Source organism: Streptomyces capitiformicae (assembly GCF_002214185.1).
Taxonomy (GTDB): Bacteria; Actinomycetota; Actinomycetes; order Streptomycetales; family Streptomycetaceae; genus Streptomyces; species Streptomyces capitiformicae.
In genome coordinates this window covers 333,040-350,286 of the sequence record NZ_CP022161.1, presented here as the reverse complement: position 1 = coordinate 350,286, position 17,247 = coordinate 333,040, and the positions used below count along the sequence as shown (strand labels likewise).

The following is a 17,247-nucleotide window of genomic DNA, read 5'->3' as shown; positions in this document are numbered from 1 at the left end:
TCATCAGCCGCGTACGCGGTGCTCAGACAGCTGACAAGCAACCCGAGGATGACAGCCCTGAAGACAGCTTCCTCGATCGCAAGTTGTTCCCCCTGATGTTCGATAGACGGCGCGAACACAGCCCTGCTCGTGGGGCGTTCACGCCGGGTCGAAGGGGATCTAAGCAGCCGCAGACCCGGCCGCTCGCGCAGCTGCGCGCGTGGTGGAAGACGAGCGCGATCCTCACCTTCGGGGTGGCCGTCGACGTCATCAACTCCCTCCTCGAGCACGCCCGTTCCGCAGCCGCAGCCGCAGCCGCAGCGATCCGGGCCCGGGTCACCGCCGTGGTCGACGTCGCCCTGGCAGCCGTCCACGTCACCGCGATGGTGTTCGTTCTTCCACCGCCGACACCTGCTCGCCGAAGCCAGCCGTCACCTCGCCCTCGTCCTGCGCGGCCGCCGCCGCGCCCCGGGCCTGGACGAGGAAATCGTGGACGCCGCCATCGCCACGCACTGCCTGGACATCAGCGAGCCGAAGACACTGCGCGGCCGTATGCCGGCCTACCGCCTCTACACCGTCCGATGGACCCTGGCCGACCCGCCCACCCGCCGCCGCCCACAGACGCCGAACCCGATCCGAGCCACCGGCCCCCGGCCGGCCCCGGTGACCCGGACACGCCCCGCCCGCCCCTGGAACCGGGGGAGTGGGACATCCCACGCGTCCCGCTGCTCTACGACCGCGCGGTCATCGCCTCCACCGTTCTCAGCGCCCGGCTGCGTGCCGCGCGCCGCACCGGCCGCGCCCTGTACGGCGACGTCGTGGTGCACCAGCAGGCCCGTGAGCCCGAGCAACTCCTCATCCCGTTCCCGGACGCCGATGCCGAGCCTCGGTCGGCGCTCGACATGGCGGCGCTGCGAGCCCTTAAGGAGTCCCGCACGGACGTGGAAGCCCTCGATCTCACTGCCGACCTGGCACGCGGCCGGCCCCCGCCTCGTCATCATCACCCTCGGCGAACGCGGCGCCCTCGCCGACCAGCGCCCCCTGCTGGAAGAGGCGTTCCCGGGCGCCGCGATCCGCTCCTTCGGGTCCACACCGTCCACCGGCCGCGGACCGTCACCGAGGTCGTCGACGACGACTCCTCGGAGACCATCACCGAACCGGGCAGACCCGGACGGCTGGTCGTCACAGATCTGGGGTGCCGTCTGATGCCGGTGATCCGTTACCCCACCGGTGACCGCGGGGAGTGGGTGGACCGCGGGGCCGGGCGGTTCAGACTGCTCGGCCGCTCCGACGAGTGAGCCCCATCACCCTGTACCTGGAGGATCTGCGTGCCCTCGTGCAGCACGTGGCCCAGGGCCGGTTCCTCATCGGCAGGCAGGTGGTGCAGCGCCGCAAGGACGCCAGGGACGAACTCGTCCTCCGGATCGCGGGCGCCCCCCCGGGGACGGGGACACGGCGGGCAAGGCCATCGCCGCCCGGCTCGACGAGATCCGTCCGATGTTCGCCGAACACGTCGAGGCGGGGTTGATCAATCCGCTGACGGTGGAATGGGTCCAGCCCTCCGGACTCGCCGCCAATTCCCGTACCAGTAAGCTGATCCAGCTCATCGACGAGCGCCTCGCACTGAAGCATCGGGCGCCCCCATGACGGGAGACAACAGCACGTGGACACCACCGAACCACGCACGGCCGAAAACCTTGCCGCACGCTTCCACGACGTCGACTCGTCCGGCGTTCCCGAGGACTTCATCGCCTATCTGCGGAAGATGGAGGAGAGCGAGAGCGGCCGCGCCGTGCGGGAGGTCACCTACCGCGCCCTGGAGGCCGCCGAGGGCAAGGGAGCGGACGTCGGGGCTTCCCACCTGGTGCTACTTCCTCTGGAACCTCTAGATCCCAGTCTCCAGGTGTCCACGATCAAGGGGAAGCTTCACTCCCGCAGCCATCCGGCGGATCGGCCCCAGGAGACTGCAGACATGGCTGACCAACCGTCGCGTCATCCACGCTGACCGCCTCGCCGCCACCGCAGTCCAGGCCGCCGAGCGCCAGCACACCAGCCTGCCCGGAGAGAAGCTGACCGCCCAACTGGTGCCCGCTGGCGATGGAGGTGATGGCCCTCAACCAGCAGGTCGCCGAACTCGACAAGGTTATCGAGGCCCGGTTTCGCGACCACCACAACTTCGACGTGATCACCAGCATGCCCGGCCTGGGCATCATCCTCGGAGCGGAGTTTCTGGCGGCCACTGGCGGCGACATGACCGCCTTCGGCACTCCGGACCGACTCGCCGGCTTCGGAGGCGTCGCGCCAGTGCCACGCGACTCTGGGAAGATCAGCGGAAATCTCCGGCGTCCCCAGCGATACAACCGTCGTCTCCAGCGCGTCTTCTACATCTCTGCGCTGTTCAGCCTCCGCACGTGCGAGGAATCCCGCCGGTTTTACGATCGCAAGCGAGCCGAAGGCAAGCGCCACACCCAGGCCGTGCTTGCCCTTGCCCGCCGCCGAGTCAACGTCCTCTGGGCCCTGTTGCGCGACCAACGGTGCTACGAGCTCACGCCGCCAAGCACTCTCGCGGCTTGACAAACCGCATTAGGAATCACTGGTGGCGGAGGACGAACACGGCTTCATCGTCGACCACCAGCTCCAGCGTGGGAACCCACCCGACGCACCGCAACTGGTGCCGTCGGTGGAGCGCGTCACCACGCTGACCGGCCGTCCGCCAGGCACGGTCGTCGCCGACCGTGGCTTCGGCACCGCGGCCAACGACCGCGCGCTCGAGGAACTCGGCCTCCAGCGGATCGGCCTCCAACGCGCCGGCAAGCCCGGAAAAGCCCGCTGTGAGTACGAACGCAGCCGCTCATTCCGACGGATGCGCAACTGGAGAGTCGGTATCGAAGCCCGGATCAGCCACCTCAAGCGCACTTTCGGACTCCGCCGCACCCGCCTGCGTCGCCTGGACGGCGCGCAGACCTGGACCGGACTCGGGATCTTCGCCTACAACCTCCAGTGGGTGGCCGTCATCAGCCGATGACACGACACCACACGCAGGAGACACCACCACGGTCCGAACTTGGCATCGCCTCTCAGCTGGACAAACCCTTTTCCAGGAGCAAGTAGCTAGGCCGGGGACGCCAGCTCCGCCCTGCTGCTCACCCCCAGTTTGCGGCCGGCTTGCTCGATGAGTCCGGTCACGTCGTGCGGGGTCAGGAGCAGGGCCTGGGCGATCTGACGGTCACTGTGACCTGCGCGGAGCAGCTCGACCAGCCGGTGTTCGGTCGGGGAGAGGCTCGGGGCCGCCGGTGGAGCCGGCTTCGGGCGCACTCCTGCCGCGGCGAGCGCTCCGCGTACTTGGCCGGCCAGCAGGACGCTGCCGCAGGTGTCCGCGAGGTGGAGCGCCTGGGTGAGGGCCTGGCGGGCCTCGTCGGTCTCGCCGCCGCGCATGAGGGCGGTTCCCAGCCCGTAGTGGGCGCGGGCCAGTTCCAGTCGGGCGGGGGACCGTTTCAGCAGGGCCACGGCCTCGCGCAGGAGGGCCTGCCCTCTGTGTCCGCCGTGGATGACGCCCAGACAGCGTGAGGCCACCCCGATCGCTCGCTCGGTGCCCCACCGGTGGGCCAGCTCCAGTTCCTCGGTGGCCAGTTGGAGCGCGTCCGTCCGCTGTCCGAGCGTGAGGTGCAGCAAGGCCGCCCGCGACCGCCAGGGCACCCAGGCCAGGCTCATGACCTGTGCCCGGTTCTCCTGCGCGCCGTACTCGTGCAGGATGGCGAGGGCGGCGGCCGGGTTGCCCCGCGCCGCGTGCAGGCGACTGCGTGCGAGGAGCGCCGGGCCCTGCCAGGTCCAGCCCACCCGGTCGAAGTCGGCGTCCGCGGTGAGCACTGCCGTCGCCGAGGTCAGGTCGCACCGCTCGATCAGCGACTCGCCCACCTGGGTTGTCATCGACAGCCTGACCCGAGGCTCCAAGCCCTGGTCGGCCGTGGTGGCGGGGTGTCCGAAGTCAGCGGTGAGCGGGAGCTGTCGGCCACGGCGGGCCTGGACGAGCAACTGCCAGGTCATCGCGGACGAGACCATCAGGAACGAGCCCCATCGGCCGCCCATGTCGCCGACGCGGTCGAATCGCGCGACCGCGTCGTCGAGCCGGTCGGTGGCCACGAAGGCCAGCCCGGCGAGGCTCACGAACATGTGGGACGCGTCCGCCGCGACCAGTCCGCCTCGCAGGGCCCGGTCGAGGAGGTCGTTGGCGACCTGGGCACTGGCCTCCCCGGTGGTGGCCCAGGCGGACAGCGCGGCCAGGACCACGCACTCACCAGGGGTGTCACCGGCCAGCTTGTGGTCCCGCAGCCGTCGCGCGTGCCGGCGTGCGGCGGGGAGCGTGGACAGCTGGTCGTAGCCGATCAGCAGCATCTGTGCCTGAAGGAACCACGACACCTCACGGGCGAGGCCGATGCCGTCGTCGGTCTGCCCCAGATCGTCCACCGCGCGGGCGAGGACGTCGACGGCGCGCTCGTGCTCGTGGCTGAGGAACAGCGCGCTGGCGAGCAGAGAGGCCGCCTCGGCCAGCGCGTACGGGTCGGCTAACGCCGTCGATGCCTGCGTCAGGTGGTGCCTGGCCGCGCCGACGTCGATCTGTATCTCGTCCTTGCCCAGCTCCAGCAGCAAGGGGCCGCGCTCTTCGACGGGCACCGGCTCGCGCAGAGCCCGGCGCAGATAGGCGGAGGTGACCTCCGGAGCCCCTCGGCCACGAGTCGCCCGCGCCGCCTCCCGCAGGGCGTCCACCCACCAGCTTTCACCGCCCGGTTCGGCCAGCAGCAGATGGGCCGCCACCAGATCGTCGGCCGCGCCGTCGCTCCGCAGCAGTTCGGCTGCCCGCGCGTGACCGGCGGCCAGTTCCACCGGCCCCAGGACGGCTTCGGCGACAGCGGTGCGGACCAGGGCATGCCCGAACCGCACCGGCTCGCCCGGCGCCAGCACACCGATCTGCCGCAGCCTGCGGCCGAGCTCCCGTGCCGTCGACTCGCCCAGCCCCGCCAGCTCGGCAGCGACCTTCCAGGTGGCCTCGTCCCCCAGCACGACCAGGGCCCGCGCCAGGCAAAGGACCGGCTCCGGCTCGTCGGCCAGCCGCTTGACCACGGTTCCGGCCAGGATCCGGCCCCGGAACTCCTCCACCAGATGGGCCTGATCGTCGGTGGCCCCGACCTGGTTGTCGGCCAGGGTCCGCAGCAACTCGTGCAGCAGCAGGGGGTTGCTTTCGGTGGCCGAGGCACACGCGGCGACGAACCGTGGTTCAGCGGGCCCCAGGCTCGCCCGCACCAGGTGGGTCACACTGTCGATGTCCAACCCGGGCAGGCCGACCAGACGGCAGTACGGCTGTCCGGCGATCCGCTCCAGCATCGGCTCGGCCCCGGCCCCGTCCTCCGGCCGCCCCGCCAGCACCAGCAGCAGGGGCAGACCCCGCAGACGCCGCGCCAGGTACTCAAGCCACCGCACCGACGGGACATCCGCCCAGTGCACGTCATCGACCACCAGGGCGACCGGCCCCTCGTCGGCGACATGCACCATCAGCCAGTACAGGCTGTGCAGAAGGCCCAGCGACGCCTCGGGCGACAGCTCACCGGTCCCCTCCACACGCAGCGCGTGCGACGCCAACTGCGCCGGACCCGCCAACAACCGAGCCCGCCCCTCGTCGCCGGCTCGGGCCAGCAAAGGCTCGACCAGCTGCCGCAGCACCGCGAAGGCGAAGCCCTGCTCCAGCTCCGCCCCGCTCGCGGACATCACCAGCATCTCCCGCGGCTGCTGGAGGCTTGCCCACGCATCCAGCAGCGCGGTCTTCCCCATCCCCGCGCCCGCCCGTACCAGCACCACGCCGCCCCGGCCCGCCCGTGCCTCACCGGCCGCACGCTCCAGGACCATCAACTGGTCCCGACGACCGAGCAGGCCGGACGGCGCCGTGCCGTCGTCGGCAGGAGGAATCGTCTGCCTGCCGGGGCGGCCCGCCGCGAGCAACACGGCGGCGTCGGCGTCACTCAGCCCCAGCGCCGACACCAGCGACTGCGCCGTGCGGCGCTGCGGACGCGCCCGCCGGCCGCGCTCCAGATCCCGGATGGACCGGGCCGCCATCCCGGCGGCCTCGGCCAGCTCCTCCTGTGTCAACCCCGCGGCCCGGCGAAAGACCAACAGCATCTCACCGAACGTCGCCAACTCCCCTGCCCCCCGTACCGCCCCGCCTCACGGGACGATCCCCTTCGAGTCCTGCCCGAAGCATCCGGGCGAGGACTCCGAGGCCTCGCCGTTCAGCGGATGGTACTCACCGGCGACCACTGCTTGCCGGTCGCCCTCCCTTTCGAACAGGCGGGTCGGTGAGGTGCTGGTGGGGTGGACGTGGGCGACGCTGATGCCGTCCGCGAAGTGAGGGGGGAGGGTGGGGGAGCGACTTTCGGTAGTGGTCGTCCATCGCGTAACGGAAGACTTCCATCGTGCAGCAGTCGATAGACCGTTGCGAGATACAGCCGCCTTCCCGGCGGCGATATGGGTCATGTCATCGACGAGCTTTTCCCGGGCGCGTCCGCGGTGAAGTTGCGGCCGACGAGGTCCGGCACGCGGCCGGCCGCAGCCTGAGTGGGGTTGAACCTTCTCGGCCGTGGCAGGCAGGGCGCCAGGCCCAGTTCGCGCATGAGGCGGCGGACCAACTCCCCTCGGCCCAGCGGTCGGTCGCCTGCTCCCAGGGGTCGCCGGGCACGCTGACGGTCCACCCTCCGCGCCTGGCTCCGCCGACCCCGCCACGGGCCTGCTGGACGAGGTGGGCGGCTTCGGGGGCCAGCCAGCCGGAACCCGGACGGGGAGCGCGGCCGATAGGCGCCTCGCCGGAAGAACACGTGTGATCCGCCGGCGAACGCCTCGGCGCCCGGACCGCGGGCAAGGGGGTCGGCGGCAGGCCCGGTGTGGACGCGCATGGCGGACAGGTCGGCCCGCAGGCCGTGCTCCGAGGCCGTTCACGGACGACACCTGTACTCGATGAGGAGCGGCTGCTGCTTGACCGCGTGCTGAAGAGCACGGGGGCGGAAGGGGCGACCAGGAAGAACAACGGGAAGGACCACCGGAAGAACCGCGCGGGAACCTTCCGGTGCCGGAGCCGGTCCCATCGCCCCTGCCGGCCGGACCGGAGGCGGCGGCCCGCCCGAGGGACAGGGATCGGGCCGCCCTCGTTGTGCGAAGGGGGAACTTCACCGCGCCAGGAACGATGGCCCGCGCATGGTCCCGCCCAAGGCTCTCGTCGCGCTCGACCGCGTCGGCGTTCACGAGGAACTCACGTGGTGAGCCCGCTGCCGGAGCAGCTGCGGCGAGCTGCCGGCTCTCGTCCCGACAACAGCCTCCAGCGGGGCCGAGAGCCTCGTTCCCTGCGGTCGTCGCGGTCGTCGCGGTCGTCGCGGTCGTTGCGGTCGCACAGTCGTGAAGTACGCGTGGGGCCCGAGTTCCCGTGGAGACTGCCGGATCACGCCGTCGCCAGTACTGCCGCTTTCAATCAACTGCGCTCTTCACACGGCTGTTTGCCGACTACGTTGACGCTCGCTGATCTGGGAGAGACACCGTTCGGCCAGCAGCTGGACTCCGGGGGAACCGTGTTGCAAGGAATAGTCGTCGCATGTCCGACCTCAGCGGCGGAAGACCGGTGAGCGTCGGCGGACCGTTGGTCGTACCGGTCCACCTCGGCGCACTGTGTCTGGCCGACGATCTCGATGTGCGGGGACCGGACAACGACTTCACCCGGCTCCCCTACCGGGATACGGCCACCGGTCTGGATCGGAACGAGGATCTCCCTTACCTCAGCGAGATCATGGTGCGGACCCCCTTCCAGGGGGCCGGGTGGTCGACTGCCCATCGGCGATCTCACCAGGAGCATCGCCGCGGCGCTGGGAGTCGAGTCGCTCGGATTCGGCGACTTCGCCCGGCAGATGATCGAGACGGCCGAGCGGGTGACCTTTCTGAGCTCCTGACCGATTCCGCGACCGCGCCCCCTTCACCCCTCGCCTTTCCCGCGGCCCGAACCGTCCTGGCCCGCGCCCGGAGTCGGCAAGGCGTGCACCCCACGTCCCCCGCCCGCGTACCCGCGTCGCCCCGCCCGGGCGGGAAGACCTCCTCAGACCCCGAGAACGGAACTCCGACATGACCACCTTCCACGTCGCGGTCGACCACCCGGACCCCGACACCCATGACGTCACCACCACCTATCTGGGCACCGTCGACCAGGCCCACGTCGACCGGGTACGCGCCATCGCCGCCCTTCCGGGCTCCGATCGCCACGTCAAGGAACACCCCCGGCACGAGGGCGCCTTCATGGTCCTGCGCGACGACGGCGGCCTGGACGTCTACGAGCCCACCGGCCCGGCCGAGCACGCCGCACACGAGCCCGACCCGCTGCCGAAGACCCACGACGAGAGCGGTGAGGGTTTCGTAGGGACTCTGAGCGGCGAACGCAGCCTGGGCGTTCTGCCGCACAGCGCCTCGGGCCCGGCGTACATCGACGGCGTGACCCGCTTCGGCGCGCAGCGCATCGGAGGACCGATGGACACCCCGCTCGAGCCGCCGCGGGCCGTGTGGCACACCACCGAATCCCCGGCCGGCGGCGACTACTTCATGTCCGTGGCCGCCTACCTGATCCGTGCCGGGGCGGAACCGCAGGTGATCTACTGCCCTGTCACCGACCGGCTGGGCCAGTTCGGGCCCCTGAACCTGTCGTCGAGAGCGCTGAAGAACCACGGCACGAAACGCACGAACCGAACCGGCAGGGTCTGCATCCAGATCGAGGTGCTGGGACGTGCCCGCGCTCCGTGGACGAAGGGTTTCGACCCGAAGACCAAGCCGAACTTCCGGAGGCTGCTCACCGCGATACGCGCGCACGGCATCCCGGACGTGTGGCCCGTCGGGGCCCCGCCGGCCACCGCGGCCGCCGCGACGGAGCGTCCCAGAACCACCTGGGAGAACAAGGGCGGCCACTACGGACACTCCCAGATCCCCGGCCAGAACCACTGGGACCCCGGGGCCATCGACACCGAGATCGTACCGGGCAGGCCCCGCTCCGCCGGCGGGGGAACCACTCCGGACACCGGGCCCGGTACCTACACCGTGAAGGCGGGCGACACCCTGACCTCCATCGCGGCCGCGCACCGCACGACCGTGAGTGCTCTGCTGTCCCTCAACGGCATCAAGGACGCCGACCAGATCTCCGTGGGGCAGAAACTGAAACTGCCGACGGCGGCCCCGGCGAAGCCGCCGACACCGCGGTACGAGCCGTTTCCGGGGACGGCGTTCTTCCACGCCGGCCGCCGCAGCCCCCTGGTCACCGCTCTCGGAAGGCGCCTGGTGGAGCTCGGCTTCGGCAAGCACTACACCTCCGGTCCCGGACCCGAATGGTCGGAGGCGGACAGGCGCAACGTCGCTGACTTCCAGCGCTCCCGGCCCGAGCTGGCGGGCGACGCGGACGGGATCCCGGGCCCCAGGACGTGGGCCGCGCTGAAGATCCCGAAGCTCTGAAGATCCCGAAGCTCTGAAGCGTGCCCAGCCCGACGCACCGGCGCCTACGTGCCCGCCGCGGCAGCGGCGGACGCCTGCTGCAGACGGCGGATGCTCTCCCACGGGATACCCCCAGCGACAGTGCCGGGGTGCGGGCCGCCTGTCGCGGATGCGCATCAGGTGATGGCCGATGGCAGACCCCCTCCGGGCGTCAGCGCCTCCGCGAGCCACTGGGGAACATCACAGTCGGGAAGATTTTCACCCGCGGGAAACGAAAAGTACCTCGTACTGCTGATCTGGGACGACGCACGCCAGGTCCCTGAGCATGCGCAGCAGGGCGCTGGTCGAAGTCGGCGCCGGTCAGGGGCTGTCCGTCGGGCCGGGCACAGTCAAGTTTCAATATCCACATTGGACATCACCACGATTTGAGGGGCCTTGTGTCGTCGCCTGGTGCGCCTGTGCGCGAATCAGTCAGAAGAGGGCGGATCGAGCTGTTCGACGGTTTCCGTCTCCAGGTGGAAGGCACCTGGATCCATCCCGTGACCAATGGCCAACGACTGCTGGCCTTCTTGAGTCTGCTCGGGCCCGCCCCACGGACCGTCGTCGCCGGGACCCTCTGGTCAAACGTGCCCGAGAACCGAGCGCTGGGCAGCCTGCGGACCACCATGTGGCGGCTCAACCACGCCGTACCCGGACTGATCGTGGCGGCGCGGGGTCAGCTGGCCCTGGCCGAGTTCGTCAGGGTCGACGTGACCGAGTTCGTCGCTACCGCGGGCGCCCGGTTCCGCCACCCCGGCGGTACCGGACTGCACGCGCCGGAATTACGGCTGCGCGAGCTCCTACCCGGCTGGGACGACGACTGGGTGATCTTCGAACGGGATCGGCTGCGCCAGCTCCGCCTGCACCAGCTTGAGGCGGCCGCAGCCGATCTGTGCGCTCTGGGAGGCTATGCGATGGCGCTCGACGCCGCGCTTGAAGCGGTCCGCAGCGAACCACTGCGGGAGAGCGCACGCCGCGCTGTGATAGGGGTCCACCTCGCCGAGGGCAACTTCGCCGAGGCACTGCACGAGTACCAACGGTTCCGCGCTCTGCTGGCGGAGCAACTGGGCGTGGAGCCGTCCCTGGACCTCACCGACCTGGTGTTCCGGCGAGAACCTCTTCGGAACCGGACGAAGATGGCTCCGATCTGATGGGGCGGCTTCTCTTTTCGGTTGGAGGACACGGACCTCTGCCCCGACTGCACCATGGGGCGGCTGGACGCGCAGTCACCCCGGATCCCACGCTGCCCCCGCTGTGTTTTGCCCGGTCCTGCAAGAGGGCCGCCGGCCTCCGGGCCGGCATGACTGCTCCCCCCTGTCGAACGGATGAGAACGGATGACCTGGGGGGTGGGGTCACCGGGTCCGGGCGGCGCCGTCGGAGACGCTGATGAGCGCCTCTGTGTGTCAAGCGATCGTGATGTGAGCCTTGTGACGGTCGCGGTTTGAGGGTGCGATAGACAACATTCGAGAGGCGCCGTTTGAGGGCGCTGCGTGCCTCCGCCGGTGTCTTGCCCTCGGCGATCTTGCGCAGGTAGTACTCCTGTCCACGGCCGCCGTCGCGAATCGGGCAGACAGCGACCATGCGCGGCACCGAGTTGAGGGCTCGGTTTCCCCCGGTGTTGAGGCGGTGGCGGGTGTTCTTCCCGCTGGAGGCGTCCAGCGGGCCGTACCGGTATGGCTGGCGAAGTGGTGCTCAGTAGGAAAGCGCGTGACGTGGCCCAGGCGCGATGTTCGACACCGAAGACGTGGGCGTGTTCCTCGGCCTGGACGTCGGCGAGACCACTCACCACGGCCACGGGCTCACCCCGGCCGGGAAGAAATTCCTCGACAAGCAGCTGCCCAACAGCGAGCCGAAACTGCGGGCCGTCTTCGACAAGCTGACGGCGAAGTTCGGCATCGTCCTGGTGATCGTGGACCAGCCCGCCTCGATCGGCGCCCTGCCCCTGACCGTCGCCCAGGCCACCGGCCCCTGCCCGCCCGGTGAAGAACCGCAGTGGCAGGCCCGCGTCCGGGTCCTGGCCGTCGACCTCTTCGTCCCCGGCGACGTCGTCGCCCGCGACCTCGAGCGCCTCGCGGCCGCCACCAAGTTCCCCGCCGCCCTCCTCGGCGTCACCATCGAGGACACCAGCACCCGCGGCATCCTCCGGCCGCGCAACGTCTCCGGCGACCTCGAGGTCATTCGCACAGACCGAGGCGACGCCGACGCCGGCGCCGCCAAGATCGCACGTGCCCGCGCCCTCGTCGGCCGCCGCGTCCTCGTCCACAAGGACATGGAGGGCCTTGCCTCCAACCCCATGCACAAGGTGCGGGGCGCCGTGCGTCTGATGGACCTCGGCCCCGAACTGGAGGCGATCGGCGAGGACGAGGCGAAGAACCACGTCCTCGCCGCCGACGGCGACAAGGACGCTGCCCTGCACGTCTGGAACGGGGCTGGCCTTCCCGAGCGCGGCCCGGTCTCCGCCGAGCAGCTCGGGCGGGCGCTCGCGGCGGTGCCCGTCACGTGACACCCGGTCGGCACCCCGTCAGGCGACCGCGCATGGTGGCCACATGGACTTCGCAGAGCGCCGCACCGGTCGAGCACTGCCCCGGCCAGCTGGAGCTGTTCCCCCCGTCCGTATGACCTCGGTCAAACACTCCGTCACCACAGGTTTTTCACGGGGTACTTGTCATCCATGGCCGGTGCCGTGGCCGTCACGGGGCCGGTGACGCATCAGTGACGGAGCGGTGACGCAGGCCTCACTACGGTCACGCCTGTCCGGGCCTGCTCCCGGACTTCCCGGTACACCCTTCGACAGACCCGAGATGGGGCAGCATGGCGGTTCAGACTTCCTACCCCGGCGTCTACGTCACCGAACTACCGAGCGGGGTACGAACCATCACCGGTGTCGCGACCTCGGTCACCGCCTTCGTTGGCATGACCCGGCGCGGCCCTGTGAACGAGGCCACCGTCATCAACAGCCTGGCCGACTACGACCGCGTCTTCGGCGGGTTGTACAAGGGCAGCACGGTGAGCTTCGCCGTCCGCGACTTCTTCGCCAACGGTGGCGGGCAGGCGGTTGTAGTCCGGCTGGTGAGGACGGACAAGTCCGACGGTGAAAAGAAGCCCGCACCGGCCGAGGGTGAAAAGAAGCCCGCACCGGCCGAGGGTGAAAAGAAGCCCGCACCGGCCGTCGACGAAAAAAAGCCTGCACTGGCCCGGCTGACACTGAAACCGCAGGCTACGACGGACAAGACCGCAAAGGCCGCACCGGCCCGGCGGACACTGACGGAGGCCCCGGAAGACCCGAAGCCTTCGCAGCCCCCGAAGCCCATCGTCCTGCAGGCTACGGACGTAGGAGCCTGGGCGAACGACCTGAGAGCGACCGTCGATCACGACACACCTCCGATGGTGGCCAAGCAACTCGGGGTGGAGCCAGAGGACCTCTTCAACTTGGTTGTCAGGCTTGGTGACAAGGGCCCGCAGGAAGTCTTCCGCAACGTCACCGCGGTCGAGAGTTCCCGGCGGGTGGACGCGGTGCTCCTGGCCGAGTCGCAACTGGTACGGGTAGATGGGGACTTCGACCCGGTTCGTCCTGACCTAATCCCGGACCACAATTCTGCCATTGTGGACGATCCGGACAAGGGTGAGGATGGAGCTGCTCTGGAGCCTGGCGACTACTTCGGCGGTGACACGAGCTCGAACCACGAAGGGCTCTACGCGCTGGACCATGTCGATCTGTTCAACCTGCTGTGCATCCCGCCGCCGACCTTGGACGGGAACACCGACCCCGGCGTCTACCAGGCGGCGCAGACCTACTGCGCGAAGCGCCGCGCTGTGCTGATCGTCGACCCGCCCAAAGACATGACGGTCGCCAACGCGGTCAGCGCACCTTCCGGCAAAAAGAGCAGTCTGGACAATCTCGAGCTCACCGGCGAGGCGGCCCGTAACTCGGTGCTCTACTTCCCCCGGCTGATGCAACCGGATCCGACCGACCGGGGCCGGATCGGCACGTTCGTCGGCTGCGGCGCGATCGCCGGAGTGATCGCCCGCACCGACGCGACGCGCGGAGTGTGGAAGGCCCCCGCCGGTGTCGACGCGACCCTCACCGGGATCTCCGGCCTCGAGGTGAACCTCACCGACGCCGAGAACGGCATGCTGAACCCGCACGGCATCAACTGTCTTCGGACGTTCCCTGGAACCGGCACAGTGCTGTGGGGCGCGCGGACCCTCCGTGGCGCGGACCACCTGGGCGACGAGTACAAGTACCTCCCGGTCCGCCGGCTCGCCCTGCACATCGAGGAGAGCCTCTTCCGCGGCACCCAGTGGGTGGTGTTCGAGCCCAACGACGAACCGCTGTGGGCGCAGATCAGGCTGAACCTGGGTGCGTTCATGCACAACCTGTTCCGGCAGGGCGCGTTCCATGGCACCACCGCGCGGGACGCCTACTTCGTGAAATGCGACCGCGAGACCACCACACCGAACGACGTGAACGCAGGCCAGGTCAACATCGTCGTCGGCTTCGCGCCGGTGCGGCCCGCCGAGTTCGTGGTGCTGCAGATACAGCAGATCGCCCAGGCCCAGGCCTGACAGACACCGAGAGCGGACAAGAATGGCCCAGTTCACTGTCAACGCACAGCGCTTCGACCCGTACAAGAACTTCAAGTTCCGTGTGCGGTGGGACGGTCTCTATGTCGCAGGCGTCAGCAAGGTGGGTGCCCTCACCCGCACCACGGAAGTGGTGTCGCATCGGGACGGCGGGGACCCCAGCAGCAGCCGCAAGTCACCGGGCCGCACCGACTACGCCGCCATCACTCTGGAACGCGGCGTCACCCACGACCCGCACTTCGAGCAGTGGGCGAACAAGGTGCACATGCACGGCGCCGGACTGGCCTCGGAGCTGTCGCTGCGGGACTTCCGCAAGGACATCGTGATCGAGGTCTACAACGAGGCGGGCCAACTCGCCATCGCCTACAAGGTGTTCCGCTGCTGGGTGTCCGAGTACCAGGCGCTGCCCGAACTCGATGCCAACGCCAACGCCGTCGCGATCCAGCACATCAAGCTGGAGAACGAGGGCTGGGAACGCGACGTGGACGTCCCGGAGCCCACAGAGCCCACCTTCGCCGGCTGATGAGCGGCCTCGACCCAGCCTGGACGATCACCGCGTGGGAGCGCGGGGTGCGGGAGGACACGCTCGACCGCGCCGTGACCCTGCTGGCCTCGGCGACCGGGCTGTCACGCGACCAGGCCGAGTCGGCGGACGTGGGCAGCCGTGACGCGGTCCTCGTCGATGTCCTCAGCAGGTTCACGGGCGGGGTCGTGCAGGCGTGCGTGAGGTGCACCGGATGCGGTGAACGGCTCGACGTACCCCTGGACCTGACCGCGTTTCCCAGGACGCCGTGGCGTGAGCCCGGCGCCCTGCTGGAGGCGGAGGTCTCGGGCTCCGGGGTGCGGTTCCGGCTGCCCAGCACCGGCGACCTGCGTCTGCTCCGGGGCCGTGACGCGGTGGCGGGCAGGCGGCTGCTGCTCGCCCGCTGCGTACAGGCCGAGGCCGGCAGTGGCGAGGACCTCGACGAGGAGACCGCCGCCGCGGTGGAAGCGGCCATGGAGGAGGCAGCCCCGGGCGGCGCGGTGACCGTCCGTACGGGCTGCCCCGACTGCGGGGCGGAGACCGCCGCGGCCCTGGACATACCCGCCCTGCTGTGGGCCGAGGTCCAGGCTCAGGCGGTCGCCCTGCTGCACCAGGTGCACGTCCTGGCCACCGCCTACGGCTGGACCGAGCCCGAGGTGCTGGCCCTCAGCCCGGCGCGCCGCGCCGCGTACCTGGAACTGGTGAGACAGTGAGCGGATTCCTGACCCACCTGGTGGAGCGGACCCTCGGGCTCACCCCCGTGCTCGAACCCCGGCCGAGAGGGCGGTTCGAGCCGGTGGCGGACGAACTCCCGGGCTGGGATGAGGGCGAGAACCCAGGGGACGGGCTCGCCGCCGTCGCGCCTTCTGCTCCTGCTGCGGGTGGCGATCGAATCGGCGCAGCCCCTTCTGTTCCGACAAGTGTTGCTCCTGCAAGTACTGCCCCTCCTGTTTCCGGGACCACTGCTCCTACCGCTGCCGCCCCTTCGGCGTCCGCAGGTGTTGCTTCTACCGGCGTCGCCTCTTCGGCGTCCGTAGGCGTTGCTTCCACCGGCATCGCCCCTCCTGTTTCCGCGAGCACTGCTCCTACCGCTGCCGCCCCTTCGGCGTCCGCAGGTGTTGCTCCGACCGGCGTCGCCTCTTCGGCGTCCGCAGGTGTTGCTTCTACCGGCGTCGCCTCTTCGGCGTCCGCAGGTGTTGCTCCGACCGGCGTCGCCTCTTCGGCGTCCGTAGGCGTTGCTTCTACCGGCGTCGCCTCTTCGGCGTCCGCAGGCGTTGCTTCCACCGGCATCGCCCCTTCGGCGTCCGTAAACGTTGCTTCCACCGCCACCACCCCCTCGACATTCGTGGCAACAGGCATGCCTGACCCGGAACGGGAAGCTGTGCCCCCACTCGCGGCAGCCTGGGATGCCCTTGCTGGAGCGAAAGGGGCGCCCTTCCAGCCGTCGCCGGAGCGGCCGGAGATGAGCATCGGCGCACAACTGCCCCCCACCCCCACGTTCTCGGTCCCGGTCCCGGTCCCGCAGATCTCGCCTCCTCCACCCGCACCACTCGCGCCGGAACCCCGGTGGGCCGACGCGCCGGCCCCACTGCCACCGGCATCCCACCGTCCCGTCGTGCTGTCGACCCGCGCGCGAGAACTCACACTCGACGCCGCGTCACCGGAGCGCTCGCCGACGTCATCCGTCGACTCGGTCCGTGCCGCCGACCTCCGCGTGCCCGGGGAGCGTTCGCTCAGGGATGCCGTACGTGATGCCATACCGCCGGTGTTCCGGTCTGCGGAGCAGCCGCCACAGCCGCCCCGGGTGACGGTGAACATCGGGCGGGTGGAGGTACGGACCACACCGGAGCCCGGCCGGTCCGCCGAGTCCCGGCCCCGGCCGCCGCGCCGGGCGCAACCCGACCGTGCGGCCCGACCGCTGTCGCTGGGTGACTATCTGGCCCGCCGTACGGAAGAAGGAGGGCCGCGATGAGCAACCACCTCGCGGTGGCCATGGTGACCGCCGCACTCACCCGGACACTGGTCGAGGCCCTCGCCGACCCCTCCTTGGGCGGTGTGGAGAACACCGCGGTCACCACCCTGCGCCCCCAGTCGCTGGCGGCGACCGATGCGCAGGCCCGGGGGATCAATGTCTACCTGTACCGGGTCACCCCCAACGGCGCCTGGACACTGGCCGATCTGCCGACCCGCGGTGCCGACGGCCAGTCACTCGTGGCGCGTCCTCGGCAGGCGCTCGACCTGCACTATCTGCTGACCTTTTCGGGTGACGAATCCACCCTGGAGCCCCAGCGGCTGCTGGGCCTCACCGTGAGCACGCTCGCCTCACGGCCGGTGCTGAGCCCGGAACTGATCCGCCGGTTCGCGACGGATGCGGTCCCCCCCAATGACTGGCAGCAGCACTCGGACCTGGCGGATCAACCGGACTCGGTGCGCTTCAGCCTGCAACCGATGGACCTGGAGGAGTCGACCAAGCTGTGGTCGTTGCTCTACCCCTCCTCCTACCGGCTGTCGATCGCCTACCAGGCGACGGCGGTCCTGATCGAGGGCCGTGAGGTGCCGACAACTGCCACACCGGTGGCGACCCGCACGATCGACGTGCGGTTGAAGCCACGGAAGGAGTGAGGCG

At 70.0% G+C, this 17,247-nt stretch carries 13 protein-coding genes and 3 pseudogenes; 13 read left to right on the top strand and 3 right to left on the bottom strand.

Going from position 1 to position 17,247, the window contains the following annotated elements; genetic code table 11:
- Window positions 1–354: 354 nt before the first annotated feature.
- Window positions 355–492: a hypothetical protein gene (locus CES90_RS01485; protein WP_189781872.1), complete on the bottom strand. Its 138-nt coding sequence runs from the start codon at window positions 490–492 to the stop codon at window positions 355–357.
- 68 nt (window positions 493–560) lie between these two features.
- Between CES90_RS01485 and CES90_RS01480 the strand changes: the two genes are divergently transcribed.
- The 5 genes and pseudogenes from CES90_RS01480 to CES90_RS01460 form a co-directional block, all read left to right on the top strand.
- Window positions 561–1,277 (top strand): hypothetical protein, encoded by a 717-nt coding sequence (locus tag CES90_RS01480; protein ID WP_189781873.1) that lies wholly within the window; start codon window positions 561–563, stop codon window positions 1,275–1,277.
- A gap of 199 nt (window positions 1,278–1,476) precedes the next feature.
- Window positions 1,477–1,626, top strand: coding sequence for a hypothetical protein (locus CES90_RS01475; RefSeq protein ID WP_189781874.1), 150 nt, complete (start codon window positions 1,477–1,479; stop codon window positions 1,624–1,626).
- A 16-nt stretch (window positions 1,627–1,642) separates the two neighbouring features.
- Complete coding sequence (locus tag CES90_RS01470) at window positions 1,643–1,984, top strand: hypothetical protein (RefSeq protein WP_208921396.1); 342 nt, start codon at window positions 1,643–1,645, stop codon at window positions 1,982–1,984.
- Window positions 1,899–2,553: pseudogene (locus tag CES90_RS01465) on the top strand (transposase); the annotation flags it as partial. The gene CES90_RS01470 and the pseudogene CES90_RS01465, both read left to right, overlap by 86 nt.
- Window positions 2,554–2,569: 16 nt before the next feature.
- Window positions 2,570–3,004 (top strand): annotated as a pseudogene (locus CES90_RS01460) (transposase); the annotation flags it as partial.
- Window positions 3,005–3,090: 86 nt separating this feature from the next.
- Here CES90_RS01460 and CES90_RS01455 read toward each other — a convergent pair.
- Window positions 3,091–6,147 (bottom strand): ATP-binding protein, encoded by a 3,057-nt coding sequence (locus CES90_RS01455; protein ID WP_189781902.1) that lies wholly within the window; start codon window positions 6,145–6,147, stop codon window positions 3,091–3,093.
- Between the two features lie 350 nt (window positions 6,148–6,497).
- The gene (locus CES90_RS51865; RefSeq protein ID WP_373313302.1) at window positions 6,498–6,938 is read right to left on the bottom strand and encodes an eCIS core domain-containing protein; all 441 of its coding nucleotides are present in this window, start codon (window positions 6,936–6,938) and stop codon (window positions 6,498–6,500) included.
- Window positions 6,939–8,127: 1,189 nt separating this feature from the next.
- Here CES90_RS51865 and CES90_RS49200 point away from each other — a divergent pair.
- From CES90_RS49200 to CES90_RS01410, 8 genes and pseudogenes are all read left to right on the top strand, one after another.
- Window positions 8,128–9,495 carry a LysM peptidoglycan-binding domain-containing protein gene (locus CES90_RS49200; RefSeq protein ID WP_229913695.1) on the top strand — a complete coding sequence of 456 codons (1,368 nt, stop codon included), beginning with the start codon at window positions 8,128–8,130 and terminating at the stop codon, window positions 9,493–9,495.
- 437 nt (window positions 9,496–9,932) lie between these two features.
- Window positions 9,933–10,664: an AfsR/SARP family transcriptional regulator gene (locus tag CES90_RS01440; protein ID WP_189781904.1), complete on the top strand. Its 732-nt coding sequence runs from the start codon at window positions 9,933–9,935 to the stop codon at window positions 10,662–10,664.
- A gap of 576 nt (window positions 10,665–11,240) precedes the next feature.
- Window positions 11,241–11,480: pseudogene (locus CES90_RS01435) on the top strand (IS110 family transposase); the annotation flags it as partial.
- A 965-nt stretch (window positions 11,481–12,445) separates the two neighbouring features.
- Window positions 12,446–14,080 carry a phage tail sheath family protein gene (locus CES90_RS01430; protein WP_308437845.1) on the top strand — a complete coding sequence of 545 codons (1,635 nt, stop codon included), beginning with the start codon at window positions 12,446–12,448 and terminating at the stop codon, window positions 14,078–14,080.
- Between the two features lie 22 nt (window positions 14,081–14,102).
- Window positions 14,103–14,621 carry a phage tail protein gene (locus CES90_RS01425; protein ID WP_189781906.1) on the top strand — a complete coding sequence of 173 codons (519 nt, stop codon included), beginning with the start codon at window positions 14,103–14,105 and terminating at the stop codon, window positions 14,619–14,621.
- Window positions 14,621–15,334, top strand: a complete 714-nt coding sequence (locus tag CES90_RS01420; protein WP_189781907.1) for a hypothetical protein — start codon at window positions 14,621–14,623, stop codon at window positions 15,332–15,334. Before CES90_RS01425 ends, CES90_RS01420 begins: the two co-directional genes overlap by 1 nt.
- A 902-nt stretch (window positions 15,335–16,236) precedes the next feature.
- Window positions 16,237–16,593 (top strand): hypothetical protein, encoded by a 357-nt coding sequence (locus tag CES90_RS01415; protein ID WP_189781908.1) that lies wholly within the window; start codon window positions 16,237–16,239, stop codon window positions 16,591–16,593.
- Window positions 16,590–17,243 carry a DUF4255 domain-containing protein gene (locus tag CES90_RS01410; RefSeq protein WP_189781909.1) on the top strand — a complete coding sequence of 218 codons (654 nt, stop codon included), beginning with the start codon at window positions 16,590–16,592 and terminating at the stop codon, window positions 17,241–17,243. The genes CES90_RS01415 and CES90_RS01410 overlap by 4 nt, the downstream gene beginning before the upstream one ends.
- The last annotated feature ends 4 nt before the right edge of the window (window positions 17,244–17,247 follow it).

Coding starts and splice junctions, on each gene's coding strand:
- CES90_RS01480 (WP_189781873.1), top strand. CDS start 561: ATGGACCCTGGCCGACCCGCCCACCCGCCGCCGCCCACAGACGCCGAA.
- CES90_RS01475 (WP_189781874.1), top strand. CDS start 1,477: ATGTTCGCCGAACACGTCGAGGCGGGGTTGATCAATCCGCTGACGGTG.
- CES90_RS01455 (WP_189781902.1), bottom strand. CDS start 6,147: ATGCTGTTGGTCTTTCGCCGGGCCGCGGGGTTGACACAGGAGGAGCTG.
- CES90_RS49200 (WP_229913695.1), top strand. CDS start 8,128: ATGACCACCTTCCACGTCGCGGTCGACCACCCGGACCCCGACACCCAT.
- CES90_RS01425 (WP_189781906.1), top strand. CDS start 14,103: ATGGCCCAGTTCACTGTCAACGCACAGCGCTTCGACCCGTACAAGAAC.
- CES90_RS01420 (WP_189781907.1), top strand. CDS start 14,621: ATGAGCGGCCTCGACCCAGCCTGGACGATCACCGCGTGGGAGCGCGGG.
- CES90_RS01410 (WP_189781909.1), top strand. CDS start 16,590: ATGAGCAACCACCTCGCGGTGGCCATGGTGACCGCCGCACTCACCCGG.